This window comes from Parvibaculum sp. (assembly GCF_039973015.1).
Lineage (GTDB): Bacteria > Pseudomonadota > Alphaproteobacteria > Parvibaculales > Parvibaculaceae > Parvibaculum.
Genome location: NZ_JBDWLT010000002.1, coordinates 248,769 through 268,624 on the forward strand (window position 1 = coordinate 248,769; position 19,856 = coordinate 268,624).

General features: G+C 61.3%; 23 protein-coding genes. 14 read left to right on the top strand and 9 right to left on the bottom strand.

What is annotated here, in order from left to right; translation table 11 throughout:
• Positions 1 to 27: 27 nt before the first annotated feature.
• The gene (locus ABJO61_RS01430) at positions 28 to 1,014 is read right to left on the bottom strand and encodes an ATP-binding protein (RefSeq protein ID WP_348324756.1); all 987 of its coding nucleotides are present in this window, start codon (positions 1,012 to 1,014) and stop codon (positions 28 to 30) included.
• Positions 1,015 to 1,649: 635 nt separating this feature from the next.
• A complete protein-coding gene (locus tag ABJO61_RS01435) occupies positions 1,650 to 3,278 on the bottom strand; it encodes a sigma-54 dependent transcriptional regulator (protein WP_348324758.1) in 1,629 nt (542 codons plus the stop codon).
• Between the two features lie 372 nt (positions 3,279 to 3,650).
• Here ABJO61_RS01435 and ABJO61_RS01440 point away from each other — a divergent pair, with 372 nt between their 5' ends.
• The 12 genes from ABJO61_RS01440 (at position 3,651) to ABJO61_RS01495 (ending at position 14,059) form a co-directional block, all read left to right on the top strand.
• On the top strand, positions 3,651 to 4,487 hold the full coding sequence (locus tag ABJO61_RS01440) for an OmpA family protein (RefSeq protein ID WP_348324760.1): 837 nt from the start codon (positions 3,651 to 3,653) through the stop codon (positions 4,485 to 4,487).
• Positions 4,488 to 4,648: 161 nt separating this feature from the next.
• Positions 4,649 to 6,505, top strand: coding sequence for a M3 family oligoendopeptidase (locus ABJO61_RS01445; protein WP_348324762.1), 1,857 nt, complete (start codon positions 4,649 to 4,651; stop codon positions 6,503 to 6,505).
• Entirely contained in the window at positions 6,502 to 7,884 is a 1,383-nt protein-coding gene (locus ABJO61_RS01450; RefSeq protein WP_348324764.1) for an AarF/UbiB family protein, read from the top strand. Before ABJO61_RS01445 ends, ABJO61_RS01450 begins: the two co-directional genes overlap by 4 nt.
• A gap of 37 nt (positions 7,885 to 7,921) precedes the next feature.
• Complete coding sequence (locus tag ABJO61_RS01455) at positions 7,922 to 8,365, top strand: PaaI family thioesterase (protein ID WP_348324766.1); 444 nt, start codon at positions 7,922 to 7,924, stop codon at positions 8,363 to 8,365.
• Positions 8,362 to 9,345, top strand: a complete 984-nt coding sequence (locus ABJO61_RS01460) for an alpha/beta hydrolase (RefSeq protein WP_348324768.1) — start codon at positions 8,362 to 8,364, stop codon at positions 9,343 to 9,345. Before ABJO61_RS01455 ends, ABJO61_RS01460 begins: the two co-directional genes overlap by 4 nt.
• Positions 9,346 to 9,507: 162 nt before the next feature.
• Positions 9,508 to 9,651: an aa3-type cytochrome c oxidase subunit IV gene (locus ABJO61_RS01465; protein WP_348324770.1), complete on the top strand. Its 144-nt coding sequence runs from the start codon at positions 9,508 to 9,510 to the stop codon at positions 9,649 to 9,651.
• A gap of 125 nt (positions 9,652 to 9,776) precedes the next feature.
• Positions 9,777 to 10,910 (top strand): Re/Si-specific NAD(P)(+) transhydrogenase subunit alpha, encoded by a 1,134-nt coding sequence (locus tag ABJO61_RS01470; protein WP_348324772.1) that lies wholly within the window; start codon positions 9,777 to 9,779, stop codon positions 10,908 to 10,910.
• Positions 10,910 to 11,227 carry a proton-translocating transhydrogenase family protein gene (locus ABJO61_RS01475; RefSeq protein WP_348324774.1) on the top strand — a complete coding sequence of 106 codons (318 nt, stop codon included), beginning with the start codon at positions 10,910 to 10,912 and terminating at the stop codon, positions 11,225 to 11,227. Before ABJO61_RS01470 ends, ABJO61_RS01475 begins: the two co-directional genes overlap by 1 nt.
• 13 nt (positions 11,228 to 11,240) lie before the next feature.
• Positions 11,241 to 12,647: an NAD(P)(+) transhydrogenase (Re/Si-specific) subunit beta gene (locus ABJO61_RS01480; RefSeq protein WP_348324776.1), complete on the top strand. Its 1,407-nt coding sequence runs from the start codon at positions 11,241 to 11,243 to the stop codon at positions 12,645 to 12,647.
• Positions 12,648 to 12,740: 93 nt separating this feature from the next.
• Positions 12,741 to 13,118, top strand: coding sequence for a DUF4345 family protein (locus ABJO61_RS01485; RefSeq protein WP_348324778.1), 378 nt, complete (start codon positions 12,741 to 12,743; stop codon positions 13,116 to 13,118).
• A 94-nt stretch (positions 13,119 to 13,212) separates the two neighbouring features.
• The gene (locus ABJO61_RS01490) at positions 13,213 to 13,563 is read left to right on the top strand and encodes a DUF6614 family protein (RefSeq protein WP_348324780.1); all 351 of its coding nucleotides are present in this window, start codon (positions 13,213 to 13,215) and stop codon (positions 13,561 to 13,563) included.
• 1 nt (position 13,564) lies between these two features.
• Positions 13,565 to 14,059, top strand: coding sequence for a GNAT family N-acetyltransferase (locus ABJO61_RS01495; RefSeq protein WP_348324782.1), 495 nt, complete (start codon positions 13,565 to 13,567; stop codon positions 14,057 to 14,059).
• Positions 14,060 to 14,128: 69 nt separating this feature from the next.
• On the opposite strand, the gene ABJO61_RS01500 is transcribed toward ABJO61_RS01495, so the two are convergent.
• From ABJO61_RS01500 to rpsU, 3 genes are all read right to left on the bottom strand, one after another.
• A complete protein-coding gene (locus ABJO61_RS01500) occupies positions 14,129 to 14,575 on the bottom strand; it encodes a hypothetical protein (protein WP_348330631.1) in 447 nt (148 codons plus the stop codon).
• Complete coding sequence (locus ABJO61_RS01505; RefSeq protein WP_348324784.1) at positions 14,572 to 14,814, bottom strand: hypothetical protein; 243 nt, start codon at positions 14,812 to 14,814, stop codon at positions 14,572 to 14,574. Before ABJO61_RS01505 ends, ABJO61_RS01500 begins: the two co-directional genes overlap by 4 nt.
• 129 nt (positions 14,815 to 14,943) lie before the next feature.
• Positions 14,944 to 15,162, bottom strand: coding sequence for a 30S ribosomal protein S21 (gene rpsU, locus ABJO61_RS01510; RefSeq protein WP_293334772.1), 219 nt, complete (start codon positions 15,160 to 15,162; stop codon positions 14,944 to 14,946).
• 134 nt (positions 15,163 to 15,296) lie between these two features.
• Here rpsU and ABJO61_RS01515 point away from each other — a divergent pair, with 134 nt between their 5' ends.
• Positions 15,297 to 15,962: a peptide deformylase gene (locus tag ABJO61_RS01515; RefSeq protein WP_348324786.1), complete on the top strand. Its 666-nt coding sequence runs from the start codon at positions 15,297 to 15,299 to the stop codon at positions 15,960 to 15,962.
• A complete protein-coding gene (locus ABJO61_RS01520) occupies positions 15,955 to 16,656 on the top strand; it encodes a COQ9 family protein (RefSeq protein WP_348324788.1) in 702 nt (233 codons plus the stop codon). Before ABJO61_RS01515 ends, ABJO61_RS01520 begins: the two co-directional genes overlap by 8 nt.
• A gap of 1 nt (position 16,657) precedes the next feature.
• On the opposite strand, the gene ABJO61_RS01525 is transcribed toward ABJO61_RS01520, so the two are convergent.
• The 4 genes from ABJO61_RS01525 to purE form a co-directional block, all read right to left on the bottom strand.
• Complete coding sequence (locus ABJO61_RS01525) at positions 16,658 to 17,284, bottom strand: PAS domain-containing protein (protein ID WP_348324790.1); 627 nt, start codon at positions 17,282 to 17,284, stop codon at positions 16,658 to 16,660.
• 91 nt (positions 17,285 to 17,375) lie between these two features.
• Positions 17,376 to 18,011 carry a PAS domain-containing protein gene (locus ABJO61_RS01530; protein ID WP_348324792.1) on the bottom strand — a complete coding sequence of 212 codons (636 nt, stop codon included), beginning with the start codon at positions 18,009 to 18,011 and terminating at the stop codon, positions 17,376 to 17,378.
• Between the two features lie 91 nt (positions 18,012 to 18,102).
• The gene (locus tag ABJO61_RS01535; RefSeq protein WP_348324794.1) at positions 18,103 to 19,218 is read right to left on the bottom strand and encodes a 5-(carboxyamino)imidazole ribonucleotide synthase; all 1,116 of its coding nucleotides are present in this window, start codon (positions 19,216 to 19,218) and stop codon (positions 18,103 to 18,105) included.
• A 3-nt stretch (positions 19,219 to 19,221) separates the two neighbouring features.
• Positions 19,222 to 19,722, bottom strand: a complete 501-nt coding sequence (gene purE / locus ABJO61_RS01540) for a 5-(carboxyamino)imidazole ribonucleotide mutase (protein ID WP_348324796.1) — start codon at positions 19,720 to 19,722, stop codon at positions 19,222 to 19,224.
• Positions 19,723 to 19,856 lie beyond the last annotated feature (134 nt).

The window sequence follows — 19,856 nt, forward strand, 5'->3', positions numbered from 1 at the left end:
CAGCCGTACAATTTGGGGCGGCATTATTTAGCGGTCTCCGCCCGCCAGCGTAGCCTTGCGCTCTTTGATGCATCCTGCCAAATCGGCCTGCGTTATTGCTTCACGTCCATCAATAAGGACAGTCTTTATGGCATCCTCTATTGCACGAACAATGTCGGCATAGCTCAACCCGAGCGCTGCCTTCGAAAGTGTCGTCCATTTTACATTCTGGACAGAAGCACCTGAGAGCTTGTTTTGCATCAGGGTCTTGATCTGCTTTTCGTCGGGAAGACCAAACTCAATGATGTCATCGAATCTTCTAAACAACGCGCGATCCAGAAGAGCAATATGGTTGGTCGCCGCTATCACGAGGCTATCTGATTCGTCGCGTTCTACCATCTGCAGGAAACTATTCACGACGCGGCGAATCTCTCCAACATCGTTTCCGAGCCCTCGTTCCGAACCAATGCTATCGAACTCGTCAAACAGGTAGACGCCACGCGATTGATTCATGGCGTCAAAGACGAGGCGAAGTTTGGCCGCTGTCTCACCCATGAACTTTGTAATCAGACCATCAAGCCGAATAACAAACAGAGGTACCCCAAGCTCTCCAGCCAACGCCGATGCGGTGAGCGTCTTGCCGGTCCCCGGTTTTCCAATTAAAAGCAATTTGCGGCGCGGCGACAGACCAAGACTTCGAATCGAGCGCACAGCTTTATGTTCCCGGATGACACGCAAGAGCCTACCCGTCACATTCTCAGCGAGAACCATGTCTGCGAGTTTGGTCGTTGGATAAGTTACCGATAGAAGGTCGGCCAGCTCTCCGCGCGGTTTCGCTAGCGGGATAGGCGTAGCAGCTTCAACTCCTGACCTATTCTTGGCCTTGTCGATCAGCGAGCGCAGCTCCTTTGCGAGACGGCCATGTCCCTGACGCGCCTCTGCCGCTGCAATTTGCATAGCGACCGAAAAGAATTGCGCATCATCCCCTTCAGCGTGGGACGACAGGAGGGCTTTAAGTTGATCTGCGGTTGGCATAGGCAGCTGTGCTCTGTATTTTCATGATTCTACATGTGATTTGCGTTAAACGCACAGAAAAAATCGGAGGCACCGGAAATATACAGAAATCCGCCGATGAAATGCCCGAAATTTGAATCGGAATCAGAGACGCAGCTTCTAGCATAGTCTTATCGGCAGTCTCAGCCCTGTCAGAAGACCCACACTTCCACATCGACCACTGCGATTAGCAGCGCATCGTCAATCTCTAGGCAATGTAAGGCGCTAGCCGTTTTGGTGTGTCCGTTGTCTCTTTGCTTCTCGCTCAAAGAGGAAATCCCGCCCCGCTCCCGCCTTATCCCCCCTGTTTCCCGCCTGCCACATGCACCAAAGCCACACGCTCCTGCCACATGTCATTTTCGTCACACTGGGGACAAGTCCCGAACCGGGGACAAGATGCGCGGAATCCGGTGCGCGGGCAGGGGATAAAACCGGGGATAAATCCGTCTACGGATGAATTATGACGGTTCGATGACGTTCGTGTGACGGTCGGCCTCACTTGTCCCCGTTTGCCGCCCTTGCGCGCCCCCCAAAAGAAAGCGGCGCGGAATCTCTCCCACGCCGCCTGGACCCCCCCGGTCCCACTCAGTCTCTCACCCGGTCGCCCGGGTGTCTTTTCAGTTCTCGCGTACCTCAAGGCCCATATCGCGCACCTTGCGGTAGAGCGTCGAGCGGCCGATGCCGAGGCGGCGCGCCACCTCCGTCATGTGGCCCTTGTACTTGTCGATGGCGAGGCGGATCATTTCCGCCTCGATGTCCTCGAGCTTGCGCACATTGCCCGCATCGTCGGTGATCGAGATGCCGTCCGAAAAATTCGAGCGCGCGAAATCGGCGAGGCTGTTCGTCTGTGCATGTGCTTGCGGCTGGGCGGGCTGGCCTGCATAGACCGGCACTTCGCTGGCGGCGGCTGTGCCGATCATGCCGTTGCTCGCCATGCCGTTGCTCGCCATGCCGTTGCCCGTCATGCCGCTGCGGGCAGCGCCGGGTGCGTTCTGTTGCGCGGGCGGCGTGACCTGCAGCGCGGAGGTGCTGTCATAGTGCCGCGCGGCGTCCGAATAGCCTTCCACCATGGTTGCGATCTGCGGAAAGTCGGAGACCTGCAACACGTCGCCGTCGCACAGCACGATGGCGCGGAAGATCGTGTTTTCGATCTGGCGCACATTGCCCGGCCAGTCATAGGCCTTGAGCATCTGGAGCGCGTCCTGCGAAATGCCGACGACTTCCTTGCCCTCTTCGGCCGCGAGGCGGCGGATGAAATGGGCCACGAGGTCCGGGATATCGTCCTTGCGCTGACGAAGCGGCGGGATGTGGACCGGGAAGACGTTCAGGCGGTAATAGAGGTCTTCGCGGAAGCGGCCCTCCTTCACCATTTGCAGCATGTCGCGGTTCGTTGCCGAGATCAGGCGGATGTCGACCTTTACGGGCTTTTTCGAGCCCACGGGGTCGACCTCGCCTTCCTGCAGGGCGCGCAGCAGCTTCACCTGGATGTCGAGCGGCAGTTCGCCGATCTCGTCGAGGAAGAGCGTGCCGCCATTTGCTTCCTGGAACTTGCCGGCATGTTTGTCGGCCGCGCCCGTGAAGGCGCCCTTTTCGTGGCCGAAGAGAATGCTCTCGACGAGGTTTTCCGGGATTGCGCCGCAGTTCACCGTGACGAAGGGCTTGCCGGCGCGGTCGCCCTCGCCCTGGATCGCGGCGGCGATGAGTTCCTTGCCGACGCCCGACTCGCCTTCGATGAGGATCGGGATGTTCGATTGTGCGGCGCGCTTGCCAAGGCGGATCACGGGGTCCATCGAGGGGCTCGGCGCGATGATGTCGGCGAAGGTGAGGCGGCCGGTCTGGCGCTTCTGCAGGCGGGTGATCTCGCCCGTCAGTGCGTTCACCTTCAGCGCGTTGCGCATGGAGACGTGGAGGCGTTCGGGGCTGACCGGCTTCACCACGAAGTCGGAGGCGCCTTCGCGCATCACGTTCACCACCGTCTCGATGCCGCCATGGGCGGTCAGGACGATCACGGGGAGGTTGGGTTTCTGGGGATGGACGCGCTTCAGCACCTCCATGCCGTCCACGCCGGGCATGACGAGGTCCAGCACCACGAGGGCGATTTCGGCTCCCGCCGGGCCCTCGAGATAGGCAAGCGCCGCCTCGCCGCCGTCCACGGGGATGGCCCGGTAGCCGTCGCGGTTGACGACCTCTTCCAGGATCCGGCGCTGGGCGGGATCGTCATCGACTATGAGAATGGCCTGGGTCATTCGATCCTCGGATTCGTGCCGCAATTTTGTTGCACGGACCACCCCCCGGGGTCCGCCACTTGGCCCAATATGGGCCGTATTGGTAAAAGGGCCCTTAATCCTTCGACTGATAATCGGGCACCAGTGACACAAGCTGGCACACTCGTTGGCGCCCCGATTGCCGGGATTCAGCCTCGAAAGGCACCGATTCCGTCCGGCAACAGTGTTGCCCTCATGTGACGCCTGGCGCAGAACTTGTGGAATCCGGCCAATACAGGTTGATGGTTTCCGTAGTTCCATGCGATGAAATTGGGCTTATGAGGGCTTACCGGTGGGGTCCGGGCCACCCGTCGTATCGTCGGGGGGCAAAGCGAAATAACGACGGAGATTGGGATGAAAATGATATCCCGGCTTATAGCGTTGGGTTCTTTCCTTGTGCTGGCTGGTTGCGGCACATGGACCGCAGAATCGTACCTGCATGAAGACATTCAGGGTGATTCCTTCAACGCATGCCTGGCTCGCGAATATCAGGACAGGGCGACTTCGGAAGCCTATGTCGACTGCAACTGGGTCGATACGGCTGCGATCGTCGAGAAGGGCCGTGCCGCCGCTGCTGGCGAAACGGTGCTTCCTTACGACCCCGCCTCGAAGGGGGTTCTTGCGAGCGATCTGCCCGAACTGCAGGACGCCCGTTCCAAGCTCATGGCGGCGCTGGATAATGGCGGCCGCGACGAGCGTGGTTGCGCTTGCGCCAAGGCGCAGCGCTACTATGACGGCTGGGTCGAGCAGGCGAGCGATAACAAGCTCGGCGTGAATGGCTCGTATTTTGGTGGCGAAGGTGGTCCGGTGCAGCCGGATCGCGTTGAAGCCGAGAAGGCTGCTTTCTATGAAGCCCTCACGGCCTGTGCCCTCCAGGAATCCGGTCCGTGGACCATCTACTTCGGGTTCGACAAGTATAACCTGACGCCGGAAGCGCAGTCGGTGATCGATCAGATCGTCGCCGAGTCGACCGGCCCGCTCTCGGTTATCGGTCATACCGATACGTCGGGCAGCAATGCATACAACCAGGCTCTCGGCCAGCGCCGTGCCGACTCCGTGTCCAACGCGCTCACTGCGCAGGGCAAGGATCTTTGCAGCGCCGTGTCGAAGGGCGAGACCGAACTTGCGGTCCAGACCGGCGACGGCGTGCGTGAGCCGCTTAACCGCCGTGCGGTTGTCGCAGGCTGCTAAGCCGCGATGCATAACAACGATCAGGGCTCCAGCTTCGGCTGGGGCCCTTTTCTTTTGCTCGTTGGGACCGTTCTCTGGTGCCTTGTCGCCGCAGTGGCGTTGAATGACAGGCTGCTCCGCTCAATATAGGTTTCATGATCTTTTTCAGATGGAGCCTTCAGATGTTGTGTGCCCAGAAGACGTTCAATCATCGTCACGCAGCCGACGGAGCGGTCGGAAGTGCGGCCAGCGACGATGCTGATCTGGGCAAGCTTCCTGTCTGGAACCTCGCCGACCTCTATGCCTCTCCCGACGCGCCGGAAGTGATCGCCGATATCGCGCTCGCCGCAGAGGCAGCAGCCGACTTCAACAAACGCTACAAAGGGCAGATCGCCACTCTTGCCGGTTCGGAGACGGGCGGGGCGGAACTTGCCCGCGCGATTGGCGTTCTCGAGGAAATAGAAGACAGGCTCGGCCGTCTCATTTCCTATGCAGGCCTTCTCTATGCGCAGGACAACACGAATCCCGCGCACGGAAAATTCTATGGCGACATCCAGGAGCGCGTGACTGCGATCTCGACGGACCTCCTCTTCTTTGCACTCGAACTGAACAGGCTGGATGACGATACGCTGGCCTCAGCGCTCAAGGATCCTGCGCTGGCGCATTATGCCCCCTGGCTGCGCGACCTTCGCGCCATGCGGCCCTATCAGCTCTCCGATGAGCTCGAAACGCTTCTTCACGAAAAGAGCGTGACGGGTCATGCGGCCTGGAATCGTCTTTTCGACGAGACGATGGGACGGCTGAAATTCGATGTCGGCGGCAAGCCGCTCGCGCTGGAGGCGGCGCTTCACCGTCTTTCCGAGAAAGACCGAACAAAACGCGAGGAAGCGGCGCATGCGCTTGCTTCGACGTTCAAGGCGAACCTGCCGCTTTTTACCCTCGTCACCAACACCCTTGCCAAAGACAAGGAAATCGAAGACCGGATGCGCGGTTTCGAGGATATAGCGCAATCGCGCCATATCGCGAATCGGGTGGAGCCGGAGGTTGTTGCGGCCCTCGTCGATGCCGTGCAGCGCGCCTATCCCGAGCTTTCGCATCGCTATTATGCGATGAAGGCGAAATGGCTCGGCCTTGAACATCTCGAATACTGGGATCGAAATGCGCCGCTGCCGCAGTCGGACGACGCCGCCATCTCATGGGATCAGGCCCGCGCCACGGTGCTAGATGCCTATCGGGGCTTCACCCCCGAGATGGCGGACATCGCGGATCGCTTCTTCGAAAAGGGCTGGATTGATGCGCCGATGCGGGAGGGCAAAGCGACGGGCGCTTTTGCACATCCGACCGTGCCGAGCGCGCATCCTTACGTGCTCGTGAACTATCAAGGCAAGACGCGCGATGTGATGACGCTCGCGCATGAGCTCGGCCATGGCGTGCATCAGGTGCTCGCAGCGGGTCAAGGGCCGCTCATGGCCGACACGCCGCTGACGCTTGCCGAAACGGCCAGCGTTTTCGGCGAGATGCTTACCTTCCGCAAACTCCTCGCCGGCGCAACGAACAAGGAGCGGCGCAAGGCGATGCTCGCCTCCAAGGTCGAGGACATGCTGAACACGGTGGTCCGCCAGACCGCGTTCTACACTTTCGAGCGCCGGGTTCATACCGCGCGCCGCGAGGGAGAACTGACATCGGAAGATATCGGCCGCATCTGGATGGAAGTACAGGGGGAGAGCCTCGGCCCGGCCATTCATCTGGGCGAAGGTTATGAAACCTACTGGTGCTACATCTCGCACTTCATCCATGCACCCTTCTATGTCTATGCCTATGCCTTCGGCGACTGTCTCGTGAACTCGCTTTATGCGGTCTACGAAAACGCGCAGGAAGGCTTCGCCGAGCGCTATTTCGAGATGCTTTCGGCGGGCGGTACGCTCCGTCACAAGGAGCTTCTCGCGCCCTTCGGTCTCGATGCGTCCGACCCCGCCTTCTGGGACAAGGGGCTGTCGATGATCCGCGGCTTTATCGACGAGCTTGAGGCGATGGAATGAGCGACGAGCCGCCTCGTTCCGCCGGTACCCCGAAGGACCGCGAGGCGAACCGGCTCGGGCGGCGCGTCCAGCGTTACGCGCAGGTCGGCGCGGGCGTCGGCGGCATTGCGGCACGCTTTGCCTCCGCGCGTCTTTTCGGTCTCGATCAGGCGGATGGCAAGACAGCGCGCGAGCTCACCGCGGCGCTTGGCGGCCTCAAGGGGCCGATCATGAAGGTCGCGCAAATGATCGCGACGATTCCCGAAGCAGTGCCTGCCGAGTTCGCTGCGGAACTTTCGCAGCTTCAGTCTGCGGCGCCGCCGATGGGCTGGCCGTTTGTGAAGCGGCGGATGCGGAGCGAGCTTGGCCCGGGCTGGGAGAAGCGGTTCGGTTCTTTTGAGCGGGAAGCCGCTGCTGCCGCCTCTCTCGGTCAGGTCCACCGCGCAACCTCGCTTGAGGGCGAAGACCTTGCCGTCAAACTTCAGTACCCGGACATGCAGTCGGCCGTCGATGCCGATCTCAAGCAGCTCGCCCTCATCTTCTCGATCCATCGCCGGATGGATCAGGCCGTCGATACGCGCGAAATCTATGCCGAGCTTGGCGACCGGCTTCGCGAGGAACTCGACTACGAGCGCGAGGCCGCGCATATGCAGCTCTATGCGGATATCTTCGCAAGGGATGCGCGCATCGAGGTGCCAGGCGTTCATGCCGGTCTCTCCACCAGACGTCTCCTCACCATGAACTGGCTCACTGGCGAGCCTCTGCTTTCCTTCCGTGAGCATGCGCTAGAAGAGCGCAACGCCATTGCGGAAGCGATGTTCGCTGCCTGGTGGATGCCGTTCAGCCGCTACGGGGTCATTCACGGCGACCCGCATCTCGGCAATTATTCGGTGCGGGAAGATTTCGGAATCAACCTTCTCGACTTCGGTTGCATCCGCATCTTTCCGCCTGCCTTCGTCGCGGGCGTGGTCGAGCTTTACCGCGCGCTCGAAACGGATGATCGCGACCGCGCGGCGGCGGCCTACGAAAACTGGGGCTTCCACAATCTCTCGAACGATCTCATCGACGTACTGAACGTCTGGGCGCGCTTCATCTATGCGCCGATGCTCGATAATCGCGTGCGTTCCATCGCCGATGGCATCAAGCCGGGTGAATATGGCCGCAAGGAAGCGTTCGGCGTGCACAAGAGGCTCCGTGAACTCGGACCGGTAACGCCACCGCGCGAATTCGTCTTTATGGACCGCGCTGCCATCGGCCTCGGGTCGGTCTTCCTGCATCTCGGTGCGGAGCTCAATTTCCACAAGCTCTTCAACGAAACCATCAATGCCTTCGATGTGGCGAAACTCGACAAGCGGCAGAGCGCCGCGCTAAAGAAGGCAGGTGTGCCGCCCGCTGCCTGAGCGGCTCTTCTTTTCCCCGCCTGCCCGAGGTTCGGCCATGACCGACGATCTTCTCGAAGAAAATGCAATTACGCTGCCGGATGGCTACCAGACGCTGAACTGGTTCCAGGGTTTTGGACGCCAGATCGGTCCGCTTTATGAGCGCATCGGCGAGGACGGCCTCTATACGCGCGCCTTCTACGTCCAAGAGCATCACACCAATGGCATGGGCAATTGTCACGGCGGCATGCTGATGGCTTTTGCCGACATGGCGTTCGGCCATGCGATCACCATGTCGGTTCACCGCTACTGGGTGACGGTTCGCCTGATGACGGACTTTCTGTCCGGCGCGAAGATCGGCGAATGGGTCGAGGGCACAGGCGAGATCGTTGGCGCGGAAGATGATTTCTTCACCGTGAAGGGCCGCATCTGGTGCGGCGAGCGCACCATCATGTCGGGCACAGGGGTCTTCAAGGCGCTTGGCGAGAGGCCTGCCAAATGAGCGATTTCGAACTGGCGCCGGGGGATGAAGAGGGGACAGCCGTCACGCTCGCTCCGGGCTGGTTCTCGCGGGCCGTTGCTGTCGAGCCTGAAAGCCGTTTTGTCGAGGTGGAAGGCACGAAGGTTCACTATCTGCGCTGGGGCGACCCCGCAAAGCCCGGACTGCTGCTGGTTCACGGCAATGGCGCCCATGCGCGCTGGTGGTCTTTCGTCGCTCCCTTCCTTGCGCGCGAATATTCCGTCGCCGCCATCGACGTTTCGGGCATGGGCGATTCGGGTTGGCGCGATCGCTACACTCTGGAGACATTTGCAGAAGAGCAGATCGCCGTTTGCGAGGATGCGGGCTTCTTCAACTGCGAGGAGCCGCCCATCATCGTCGGGCATTCCTTTGGCGGTTTCATCACCATTCTCACCGGCGCGCTTTATGGCGACCGGCTGGCGGGCACGGTCATCGTCGATAGTCCGGTCAACCCGCCGGACAGGCCGGGAGGCCCGCCTTCCCGCGAGTTCCGGCCGCACCGCGTCTATCCCAAGCTCGATGCCGCGATGGGCCGCTTCCGCCTCGCGCCGCCGCAGCCTTGCGAGAATCGCTACATCGTCGATTACATCGCGCGCCATTCGCTGAAGCAGGTCGAAAACCCGGAAGGCGGGGAGGGCTGGACCTGGAAGTTCGACCCCGCGATCTGGCAGCGTTTCGACATTGGCGACATGGGGGCCCGTCTCGCCGCTACGCGCTGCCGTATCGCCATCATGCGGGGTGAATTTTCCGTGCTGCTCCCGGCGGAGATCGGCGAATACATGTTCAACCTGCTGGGACGCTCGGCGCCCGTCATCGAGATTCCGCAGGCGCGCCATCACGTCATGCTCGACCAGCCGCTCGCTTTTGTCGCGGCGCTGCGCGCGCTGCTTGCCGACTGGGACCATTCCGCGCCCTCACGCAAGATCGCGAGCGGGCCGCTTCCGTCACCCTTCGAGAGCTGAAAACGGTCTGTCGTTTCATGCCGGGTTGAACGGAATTGCACAGCTTCTATGGGTATTTAGCGCAAGGGCGGGGGCCAGGGTGCTTGCCGCGCACGGATCGTTTGCTATAGTCCGGCTCGCTCAAATCGAGCGTAACGAGCGGCATAAAGCGGGTGAGGTAACATGGCTGGATATCAGGAAGACTGGGGCAAGGAGATGGACCCGAAAGAGCACATCTCGACCTATGACACCTTCATCTCGGCGACGAAATGGGGCACGGCAGCGACTGTTATCGTTCTCGTTCTGATGGCGGTTTTCCTCCTCTGACGTCCGGTCGCAAGTGAGACTGATTTCTCACTTGAAAACAGTTCCCAGTGCTGCATATTCGAATAATTCTTATTCTCACTTGGCGGCCGTGATTTTCACGAGCCCCGGAGAACAGGCGACGTTCCATGAAACTTGCGATCCCAAAAGAACGGCTTGAAGGCGAAACCCGCGTAGCGGCCTCCCCGGAAACGGTGAAAAAGCTTTCCGCGCTTGGCCTTGAAGTCATCGTCGAGGCAGGGGCGGGCGAACATGCTTCCATCGCTGACCTGATCTATGCGGATGCGGGCGCGACCATCGCGCCGAGCGCTGCGGACGCCCTCAAGGATGCCGATATCGTCTTCAAGGTGCGCGCGCCTTCCGACGAGGAAATCGGCCTCATGAAGCGCGGCGCCATGCTTGCCGCGATTCTCAATCCCTGGGATGACAAGCCGCGCCTGCAGAAATACGCCGCGCAGGGCATCAATGCCTTTGCGATGGAGTTCATGCCGCGCATCACGCGTGCGCAGTCGATGGACGTGTTGTCCTCGCAGTCGAATCTCGCGGGCTACAAGGCGGTCATCAACGCAGCCTCGGTCTTCACCCGTGCCATGCCGATGATGATGACAGCGGCGGGCACCATCGCGCCTGCCCGTGTGTTCATCATGGGGGTGGGTGTCGCGGGCCTGCAGGCAATCGCCACGGCGAAGCGCCTCGGCGCCATCGTGTCGGCGACGGACGTCCGTTCGGCCACAAAGGAACAGGTCGAAAGCCTGGGCGGTACCTTCGTCATGGTCGAATCGGAAGAAAGCGGCGATGCCGCCGGCGGCTATGCGAAAGAAATGTCGGACGACTACAAGCGCGCTCAGGCCGCGCTCGTTGCCGAACACATCAAGAAGCAGGACATCGTCATCACCACCGCGCTCATTCCGGGCCGTCCGGCGCCGGAACTCGTGAGCGAGGAGATGGTGAAGAGCATGAAGCCGGGATCGATCCTTGTCGATCTCGCGGTGGAACGCGGCGGCAACTGCCCGCTCTCCGAGCCCGGCAAGCGCGTCCAGAAGCACGGCGTGACACTGATGGGCGATGTCAATGTCGCCGCACAGCTCGCAGTCGATTCTTCGGCGCTCTATTCGAAGAACCTCTTGAACTTCATCACCCCCCTGATCGACAAGGAAACCAAGGCTCTTGCGATCAACTGGGAAGACGAAATCATCACGGGTACCTGCCTGACCAAGGACGGTCAGGTGGTGCATCCGTCGCTCCGCGAAGGAGGCAACTGATGGAAGCGGCCGCTATCGATCCTTTTGTTTTCCGGCTTGCGATCTTCGTGCTCGCGATCTTTGTCGGCTATTTTGTGGTGTGGAGCGTAACGCCCGCACTGCACACACCGCTGATGTCGGTTACCAACGCCATTTCCTCGGTCATCATTGTCGGCGCGCTCATCGCCGTCGGCCTCGACCTCACCCAGGCGGGCGAGACGGGCTGGGTGTCCAAGGGGTTCGGCTTCGTCGCGGTGATCCTTGCCGCCGTCAACATCTTCGGCGGCTTCCTGGTCACGCAGCGAATGCTCGCCATGTACAAGAAAAAGCAGCGTTGAGGGGAAACGGGATATGTCAGCCAATATAGCGGCACTGCTCTATCTCGCTTCGGCGGTGCTTTTCATCCTCGCGCTTCGCGGGCTCTCCTCGCCGGAAACGTCCCGGCAGGGCAACACGTTCGGCATGGTCGGCATGACCATCGCCATTGTCACGACGTTCGCGTTGTTGCAGGCGCAGAACACGCTCACCTGGGGCCTGATCGTCCTCGGCCTCGTCATCGGTGGCGGCATCGGCGCCGTCATCGCGCGGCGTATCGCCATGACGCAGATGCCGCAGCTCGTCGCGGCCTTCCACTCGCTGGTCGGCCTCGCGGCGGTCTTTGTCGCCTGGTCAGCGTTTCTCGCGCCGGAAGCCTATGGCATCGGCGCCTATCATGCGATCCACGGCGCCAACCTTGTCGAGATGGGCATCGGTGCCGCCATCGGCGCGATCACTTTTTCCGGTTCGGTCATCGCCTTCGCGAAGCTTAACGGCAACATGTCGGGCGCATCGATCATGCTGCCGGGGCGTCACTTCATCAATGCGGCGCTCGCGGTCGCGATTGTGGGTGCCATCGTCTACATCGTGATGGATCCGGCGAACCAGACCTGGCAGCTCTTCCTCGCGATCACGCTGCTCTCCTTCATCATTGGCTTCCTCATCATCATTCCGATCGGCGGCGCTGACATGCCCGTCGTCGTTTCGATGCTGAACTCCTATTCGGGGTGGGCGGCGGCCGGCATCGGCTTCACGCTCGGCAACCTCGCGCTCATTGTCACGGGCGCGCTGGTCGGCTCGTCGGGTGCGATCCTCAGCTACATCATGTGCAAGGGCATGAACCGCTCCTTCATCAGCGTCATCCTCGGCGGCTTCGGCGCCGATGCTGCTGCTGCCGGTGGCGGCGCGGTCGAAACGCGCCCGGTGAAGCAGGGCTCGGCAGACGATGCCGCCTTCATCATGAAGAATGCCGGTTCCGTCATCATCGTGCCGGGCTATGGCATGGCGGTGGCGCAGGCGCAGCATACGCTTCGTGAGATGGCCGATATCCTCAAGGAAGAAGGCGTGAAGGTTTCCTACGCCATTCATCCTGTCGCCGGCCGTATGCCCGGTCACATGAACGTGCTGCTCGCGGAAGCGAACGTGCCCTATGACGAAGTCTTCGAACTGGAAGACATCAACAGCCAGTTTGCCCAGGCAGACGTTGCCTTCGTCATCGGCGCGAACGATGTGACGAACCCTTCTGCCAAGACCGATCCGGCGAGCCCCATCTTCGGCATGCCGGTGCTCGATGTCGAAAAGGCGAAGACGGTTCTCTTCGTGAAGCGCGGCATGGGCTCGGGCTATGCGGGTGTGGAGAACGAACTCTTTTTCCGCGACAACACCATGATGCTCTTCGGCGATGCGAAGAAGATGGTGGAAGAGATCGTGAAGAACCTCTGAGTATTCTCAGGCTGGACGAAACAGGCGGGCGGTGCTCAGGATGGGGACCGCCCGTTCTTTATGGGGCAGGCTTAAAGGAAGGGGAATAAAACGATGATCTGGCTGGGACGAATCAGTGTTGCCCTGGTGGGGCTTTTTTCGCTGGCGATGGGCCTGATGGCGTTCGCGCAGCCGACGCAGCTTGGCGAGGCGCTGGGCCTCGGGGCGCTGTCGCCGTTGGGCTTGAATTCGTTGCGCGCCGATCTTGGAGGGTTCTTCCTTGCAAGCGCGCTTGCCGCCGTTCTGGCGCTGTTTGCGGGCAAGCCGCAATGGATATGGGGCGCGGCTGTGCTTTACGGTTTCGCCGTGATCGGCCGTTTTCTCGGCGTCATGGTGGAGGGCGCGCCCGAAGGCGTGGTCCAGCCCATCGTGATCGAGCTGGTTCTGGTCGCTCTTTCCATCCTCGGCGCGAAAACGCTCGCGCGTAACTGAGGCCCCGCATAGCTTACTGGACGAACCGGGCGGGCGGCAGTCAAGATGATTGCCGCCCGTTTTCATTGGGCCTGTTTCATCTCGGGGAGAGGTCATGGATATCTATCACGGCTGGTTCAGTCTGAAGCCCGGCGTGCGCGACGTGGATTTTGTCGATGCCTTCACGCATTACATGGGCCGCCTTGAAAGCGAGGGCGTGATCGAGGGCTGGCGTCTCATGCGCAAGAAGCTCGGCCTCGCGCCTGCGCATCTCGGCGAATTCCATTTCATGATCGAAGTCACGGATCTCACCCAGCTCGACAGCGCCTTCGATTGGGTGGCGACACGGGCGGAGCCCATCGAGAGCGACCACTATGCGGTGAACTCGCTTGTCGAGAATATCCAGTTCGCGCTCTATCGCGACTTCCCTGACCCTGTTCGTGAACGCGGCGAGGAGCGTTTCTGAGATGCCCGGGGAAAGAGATCAGGCTATCAGGCTTCGCCGCGCGCAGCCGGAGGACCGCCCAGCTCTTGTGGCCCTCATGGGTGCGCTTCACGATTTCGAAGCCGCCATCGAAGAAAACCGCGCGGATGCGTCCGCCGCCGACAGTCATCTGGCCTGGGTGGAGGCGGCGATCGCACGGCTGGGCGGCGTCACGCTTGTGGCGGAGCTCAGCGGCGTTGTCGCCGGGTTCCTCTGCTACACCTTCGAGGAAGATCCAGGAACTTTCGTCCGGCCGGAACGCCGCCGCCATGCCTTGATCTGGGATATTGCGGTTGCCGAGGCCGCGCGAGGGCAGGGCGTGGGGCAGGCCCTTCTCGCCGCGGCGGAAGATGAGGCCAGGGCCGCGGGCATCGCCGAAATCCGTCTTTACGTGCTTGAGGCCAATACCCGCGCGCGCCGCATATATGAAGAGGCCGGATACGGCAATTACGAACGGTTCCTCGCCAAACGCATTTAGCGTTTGAGTCACGACAAAAGTGTCACGCCTTCGATTCAGGCCACACAGAATCTGCTTTGAGAAGCGTGGCTAAATCAATGTGACTTGATTTCGATTTCGACTCGATATCCTAAAGAATCTGGCGTTGACTTCGAGTTGAACCTTAATGGTTCGGGAGATTCCGTCTCCGATCTTTGCTTTGAGCCGTTGAAGTTTTACGGCGTGCTTTCTACTCAAACAGAACCCGAAGCTGGCCACAAACAGAGCCATGATTGCGTGAGTAACGCCGATAGCCGGGTTCATAAATGCGAAAGGAATACTGAGGACGGAAAGGCCCAGACTGATAAAATCAAATATATTTTGTGCTTGGTGGGGATGGTTTTTGAGTGCGGGCAAAAACTTCAGTAGCTGAGCTGCCCACGATTGCAGTTCGAGTACCAGTTTTCGATCAGTCAGTTTACGGAGAGGGTTATCTTCGTTGAACTGAATAACCGCGCTAGTGTCTGTAATCGGGGGCGTTTCTGGATGGATTGTCATTCGTTGTCACGAGGTCTATCGCCCCCCTCTTCGCCAGATGAATCTTCCCCCAGACCTGAATTCAAAGCGAGAAATTCCAACTTCATTTGGAGTGCAATATATTCTTCGCGGACTCTCGCCGATCGTCTGATATTTTGTAGAGATAAGCCGAATGCGCAGGCGGCAAGCAGGATGGTTACAAGCACCGGCACCGTGAACGCATCGAAATTGACGATAGTTAGCTCAGCAATCGAGGTCATTATTTTTATCCCATAATGTCCCTTTTGAGCCTAGCGTATTCACGACCGGGTAATCAATCCGATCCCTACAACGAAAAACGCCCCCGGAAACCGGAGGCGCTTCAAAAGCTTGAAATCTCCTGAAGGAGATTATTTCTTGGTCGTGATGCCGGCTTCGCGCTGGGCGCGCTTGCGGGCCAGCTTGCGGGCGCGGCGGATCGCTTCGGCCTTTTCGCGGGCGCGCTTCTCGGAGGGCTTCTCGTAGAAGTTCCGGAGCTTCATTTCGCGGAAAACGCCTTCACGCTGAAGCTTCTTCTTCAGAGCTTTCATGGCCTGGTCGACGTTGTTATCGCGAACGAGTACCTGCACGGGCTGATCCTGCTTTCGATTCAATAAGTTAGTCGCGGGAACCGGTTTCCCGGACCCGCGAGAGCCGCTTATCTAGCAAAGCCTGCGGTATTTGTCCACCACCGGCACCTGAAAAGCCCGCTTTTTGAGGCGCTGTGGCGCTTCTTCAGCCACCTGCGGCGAGCGGGCCTGTTGCCGCCGCCCGCGCCCGGCCTCATATTCAGCTCATGGCTATACGCAAGATCGCCCGCATGGGCCACCCGGTGCTTCAGGGGGTGGCCAAGCCCGTCCCGGACCCTATGGCGCCCGGCGTGAAGGCGCTTGTCCGCGACATGATCGAGACCATGATCGATGCGAACGGGGCGGGGCTTGCCGCGCCGCAGGTCTACGAGCCCTGGCGAATCGTTGTCTTTCAGGCGCCGCCCGAGCGCGCCCCCGAGGAAATTGACGAGGAGGAGGCCTTCGACCACACGGCTCCCCTCACGGTACTCATCAATCCCGTGATCGAGTTTCTTACCTCCGACATGGAGAAGGGCTGGGAGGGTTGCCTCTCGGTGCCGGGGCTTCGCGGCGCCGTGCCGCGCGTGACGGCGCTGCGCTACCGGGGCCAGACCCTCTCCGGCGAGACCATCGAGCGCGTCGCCCGCGGCTTTCATGCCCGCGTCGTGCAGCATGAATGCGACCATCTCGACGGCATACTCTACCCGCAGCGGATGGACGATCTCACGGAACTCATTTTCGAGACGGAAGCGAAGGCCTGGGCATCCGCACGATGTCCTGAGCCGGCAGAAGAGACAGAAGAGGAGAAGGCGAATGCCTGAAGGAAAACCCTCAAGGAAGCGTCCAGGCACCGGAACTGGCAGGACGAAGCCCGACCGGCTGGAGGCCACGCGCATCCAGATTCTCGAAGCAGCCCTGCCCAATGTCGCCTTTGACGGCTGGACGCCGCGCCTCCTTGCCGATGCGGCGGAAGCAGCAGGCATATCTCATGGTGAAATGCGTCTGGCCTTTCCGGGCGGCGTTCTCGATCTTGCCGATTTCTTTCTTGCCGATGGCGATCGCCGCATGGAAGAGGCTCTCGCGCGCGATGATATTGGCGCCCTGAAGATCCGCGAACGCATCACGCTTGCTGTGCGCACCCGCATCGAGGCCGATCTGCATCAGCGCGAGGCGGTGCGCCGCGCTGTTACGCTTTTCGCGCTGCCGACATCGGGTACGCGCGGTCCCCATGCGCTCTACCGCACAGTCGATGCAATCTGGCGGGCCGTCGGCGACACCTCCGCCGATTTCAATTTCTATACGAAGCGCGCGACGCTCGCGGGCGTTTTTTCCGCCGTCTCGTTCTACTGGTTTTCGGATGACAGCGAGAATTACGCGCGCACCTGGGCGTTTCTCGACCGCCGTATCGAAGATGTCATGCGGTTCGAGCGAGCGAAAGCGGGCGTGAAGAATATCGCCGCGAAGTTGCCGGACCCTGTCGCCCTGCTCGGGCGGCTGCGCTATGGGCGCGGGTGAATCAGCCCGGCACACCGAAGCCGATATCGATCCATATCATACGTTCGAACCCGGCCCCGAAAACCACGCTGTCCGCTTTGTTGCCATAGCTCGTCGGTTCTTCCGACCGGTGCATGCCAAGAATACGCGGGGGCTGGGGATAGGGTGCGCGCAGCGGCAGATAGAGTGTCTGCACATAAGATATCAGGCCGGATGCATAACGCGTGGCGTGACGCGCTTGCCAGCCGCAGGGACGGTAGCCTATCTCGTGCATGTCGCGCGAGCATTGCAGACGGGTCTCCGGCGGTACGAAGTCGAGCAGATTCGCTCCGGTCAGGTTGGCGTCAAGGCGCGACGTGACCTCTGTCCCGACGAGGCGATGGCTGATTTCGTCCGGGTCATTGAGCGACAGGATCGTGAGGTTCGGCAAATGAGGCTTTACCGCGGCGGGACTAAATGCCGACGCATCGGGAATCCCGCTCGGGCGCGGCAGGCTCAGCCAGTACTGAAAAACGGCAGTCTGTGCGGAAGAGTTCAGCAAGGGCGCCTCGGCCCGCTCGCCGGGGCTCGGGTCGCCAGACTCCATCAGATGCCGGACGTTTTCCGGCATCTCGTCGGAGTGTGCGGTGCTGGCCGGAATGCCGGACATGCCAAACCTTTCCCGGTAATGGCCCAATGCCCTGGGTGCCAGGTTGGCGCTTCACCGACCGTTAAGGTGGCGCGGAGTTGTTAACGGTTTCTTACCGGGTGCAGTCCGGCACGCCGAAGCCCAGATCGATCCAGACCATCCGGTCGATACTGCTTGCGAAGTTCGGTTCGGCGCTGCCCCGGGCGTAGCGCTGCGGGTCTTCGGGCGTGTGAACGCTGACGATCCGCGGCGGCTGCCCAGCGGGTCCTTTCAACGGCAGATAGATGCTCTGCACATTCGCGACGCGGCCCGAGGGGTAGTGGGTGAGATAGCGCACTTGCCAGCCGCAGGGGCGCCAGGCGACCTCGTGCATATCGCGTGCGCATTGCTCGCGATAGGAAGGGTCGATGAAATCGAGAAGGTTCTTTCCCGTCGCATCATAGCCGAGGCGGTCGGCGATGCCGGTGCCCACGAGGCGATGGCGGATATCGCCGGGTCCATTGACGCTCATGATGGTCATGTCGGCCAGCCAGCTTCGGATCGCGGCCGGGTCGAAATCCGACGATGAAGGAAGCCCGCCCCCGCGCGGCAGACTCAGCCAGTACTGGAAGAGGTCGGTATGCATCCGTGTGCCGAGTATCGGCGCGGTCGCGTGTTCGCCTGCGCTCGGCGCCATGGCATCCATGAAGCGCTGCGTTTCATCCGCTTTATCCGCCGTATGCGCGGCGTCGGCCCGGTCCTGCAACATTGGACCTCCCCTTCCTCTCCAGCGCGGACGCCTTTTCGGACGCCTCCGTTGGGCCTTGTGGTTCCCTTGTGTCCACAGTGGAAGTGCGAAGTTAAGAAGGGGTAACCGGGGGGCGCTTTCCGAGTGGGTAGAGCCGCGTCGCATGGCCCATCTTGCGGCCGGGCCGGGCTTCCGCCTTGCCGTAGAGGTGGATTGCCGTATCGGGTTCGGCGGCGAGCCGCTTCCAATCGTTCACCTGGTCGCCGATCAGGTTCGTCATCACGGCGTCGGAGTGGCGGCGCGGGTTTCCGAGCGACCAGCCGCAAACGGCGCGCATATGCTGCTCGAACTGGCTCACCGCGCAGGCATCCATCGTCCAGTGACCGGAATTGTGAACGCGCGGCGCGATTTCGTTCACGAGCAGGCGGCGTTCTGCGCCCGCCTCGGGCAGCAGGAACATTTCCACGCCCATCACGCCCACATAGTCGAGCTCGGAAGCGATGCGCGCGGCGATGGCGCGGGCCTCGTCCGCGAGCGCGGGCGTCAGCGCGGCGGGCGCGAGCGTGCGGTCGAGAATATGGTTCTTGTGGATGTTCTCGACGGGGTCATAGGCCGCCGTCTCGCCATTTTCCCCGCGCGCGACGATCACGGAAATCTCGCGTTCGAAGGTGACGAAGCCTTCGAGGATCGCGGGCTGGCGGCCGATCTCCTCATAGGCGGCAGCCGCGTCGCCGGGGGCCATGATCTTTGCCTGGCCCTTGCCGTCATATCCGAAGCGCCGCGTCTTCAACACGCTTGGGGCACCGATGCTTTCGACGGCGGCCCGCAAGCTCGCTTCGTCCGCGATGTCCGCGAAAGGCGCGGTCAGGATACCATGCGCCTGCATGAAGTTCTTTTCGACGATGCGGTCCTGCGCGGTTGCGAGCGCAAGGGGGCCGGGCCGCACGATGCCATGCTCGGAAAGGATGCGCGCCGTTTCGGCGGGCACATTCTCGAATTCATAGGTGACGGCATCGACGCTTCCGGCAAAGCGCGTCAGCGCTGCCTCGTCCTCATATTCCGCGCGCGTATATTGTGCGGCGACTTCCGCCGCCGGGGCGTCTTCGTCCGGGCAATATATATGCGTATGGAGCCCCATTTCCGCGGCGGCGCTCGCCAGCATCCGGCCGAGCTGTCCGCCGCCGAGAATCCCGATCGTGCCGCCGGGTGCTATGGGCTTGCCGCTCAAGGTCTATTTGTCCTGTGGAATGTCGCCGACGGCGTCCGTCTGCTTCGCGCGGTAGGCGTCGAGCCGTCCCGCCAGCGCCTCGTCCGACAGCGCGAGCACGGCGGCGGCCATGAGCCCCGCATTCTTCGCGCCCGCCTCGCCAATGGCGAGCGTACCGACGGGAATGCCGCCCGGCATCTGAACGATGGAGAGAAGGCTGTCCTGGCCCGAGAGTGCCTTTGACTGAACGGGTACGCCGAAGACGGGGAGCGGCGTCAGCGAGGCCGTCATGCCCGGCAGATGCGCCGCGCCGCCCGCACCGGCCACGATGACCTTCAGGCCGCGCGCCTTCGCCGTCTTCGCATAATCGACCATGCGTTCGGGCGTCCGGTGCGCGGAGACGATCCGCGCCTCATAGGGCACGTCCAGTGCTTCCAGAACGTCGGCTGCGTGCTTCATGGTCGGCCAGTCGGACTGGCTTCCCATGATGATGCCGACCAGCGCTTCTCCGCGTGTTTCTGCCATGGCCTTCCGCCGTTATCTCCCGGCCGCGCACGGTCCGGATTTCGGAAAGCGAGGGAGTATAGGCATGGTGGCCGCGTTGGCAAGGAGCGCGGAAAGGCGCGGAAACCCTCCTATTTCCGGTGGAGAGGGCGAAT

What these genes read in the sequence shown, in the direction of transcription:
- ABJO61_RS01430 (WP_348324756.1), bottom strand. Translation starts at nt 1,014, where the DNA reads ATGCCAACCGCAGATCAACTTAAAGCCCTCCTGTCGTCCCACGCTGAA.
- ABJO61_RS01435 (WP_348324758.1), bottom strand. Translation starts at nt 3,278, where the DNA reads ATGACCCAGGCCATTCTCATAGTCGATGACGATCCCGCCCAGCGCCGG.
- ABJO61_RS01440 (WP_348324760.1), top strand. Translation starts at nt 3,651, where the DNA reads ATGAAAATGATATCCCGGCTTATAGCGTTGGGTTCTTTCCTTGTGCTG.
- ABJO61_RS01445 (WP_348324762.1), top strand. Translation starts at nt 4,649, where the DNA reads ATGTTGTGTGCCCAGAAGACGTTCAATCATCGTCACGCAGCCGACGGA.
- ABJO61_RS01450 (WP_348324764.1), top strand. Translation starts at nt 6,502, where the DNA reads ATGAGCGACGAGCCGCCTCGTTCCGCCGGTACCCCGAAGGACCGCGAG.
- ABJO61_RS01455 (WP_348324766.1), top strand. Translation starts at nt 7,922, where the DNA reads ATGACCGACGATCTTCTCGAAGAAAATGCAATTACGCTGCCGGATGGC.
- ABJO61_RS01460 (WP_348324768.1), top strand. Translation starts at nt 8,362, where the DNA reads ATGAGCGATTTCGAACTGGCGCCGGGGGATGAAGAGGGGACAGCCGTC.
- ABJO61_RS01465 (WP_348324770.1), top strand. Translation starts at nt 9,508, where the DNA reads ATGGCTGGATATCAGGAAGACTGGGGCAAGGAGATGGACCCGAAAGAG.
- ABJO61_RS01470 (WP_348324772.1), top strand. Translation starts at nt 9,777, where the DNA reads ATGAAACTTGCGATCCCAAAAGAACGGCTTGAAGGCGAAACCCGCGTA.
- ABJO61_RS01475 (WP_348324774.1), top strand. Translation starts at nt 10,910, where the DNA reads ATGGAAGCGGCCGCTATCGATCCTTTTGTTTTCCGGCTTGCGATCTTC.
- ABJO61_RS01480 (WP_348324776.1), top strand. Translation starts at nt 11,241, where the DNA reads ATGTCAGCCAATATAGCGGCACTGCTCTATCTCGCTTCGGCGGTGCTT.
- ABJO61_RS01485 (WP_348324778.1), top strand. Translation starts at nt 12,741, where the DNA reads ATGATCTGGCTGGGACGAATCAGTGTTGCCCTGGTGGGGCTTTTTTCG.
- ABJO61_RS01490 (WP_348324780.1), top strand. Translation starts at nt 13,213, where the DNA reads ATGGATATCTATCACGGCTGGTTCAGTCTGAAGCCCGGCGTGCGCGAC.
- ABJO61_RS01495 (WP_348324782.1), top strand. Translation starts at nt 13,565, where the DNA reads ATGCCCGGGGAAAGAGATCAGGCTATCAGGCTTCGCCGCGCGCAGCCG.
- ABJO61_RS01500 (WP_348330631.1), bottom strand. Translation starts at nt 14,575, where the DNA reads ATGACAATCCATCCAGAAACGCCCCCGATTACAGACACTAGCGCGGTT.
- ABJO61_RS01505 (WP_348324784.1), bottom strand. Translation starts at nt 14,814, where the DNA reads ATGACCTCGATTGCTGAGCTAACTATCGTCAATTTCGATGCGTTCACG.
- ABJO61_RS01520 (WP_348324788.1), top strand. Translation starts at nt 15,955, where the DNA reads ATGCCTGAAGGAAAACCCTCAAGGAAGCGTCCAGGCACCGGAACTGGC.
- ABJO61_RS01525 (WP_348324790.1), bottom strand. Translation starts at nt 17,284, where the DNA reads ATGTCCGGCATTCCGGCCAGCACCGCACACTCCGACGAGATGCCGGAA.
- ABJO61_RS01530 (WP_348324792.1), bottom strand. Translation starts at nt 18,011, where the DNA reads ATGTTGCAGGACCGGGCCGACGCCGCGCATACGGCGGATAAAGCGGAT.
- purE (WP_348324796.1), bottom strand. Translation starts at nt 19,722, where the DNA reads ATGGCAGAAACACGCGGAGAAGCGCTGGTCGGCATCATCATGGGAAGC.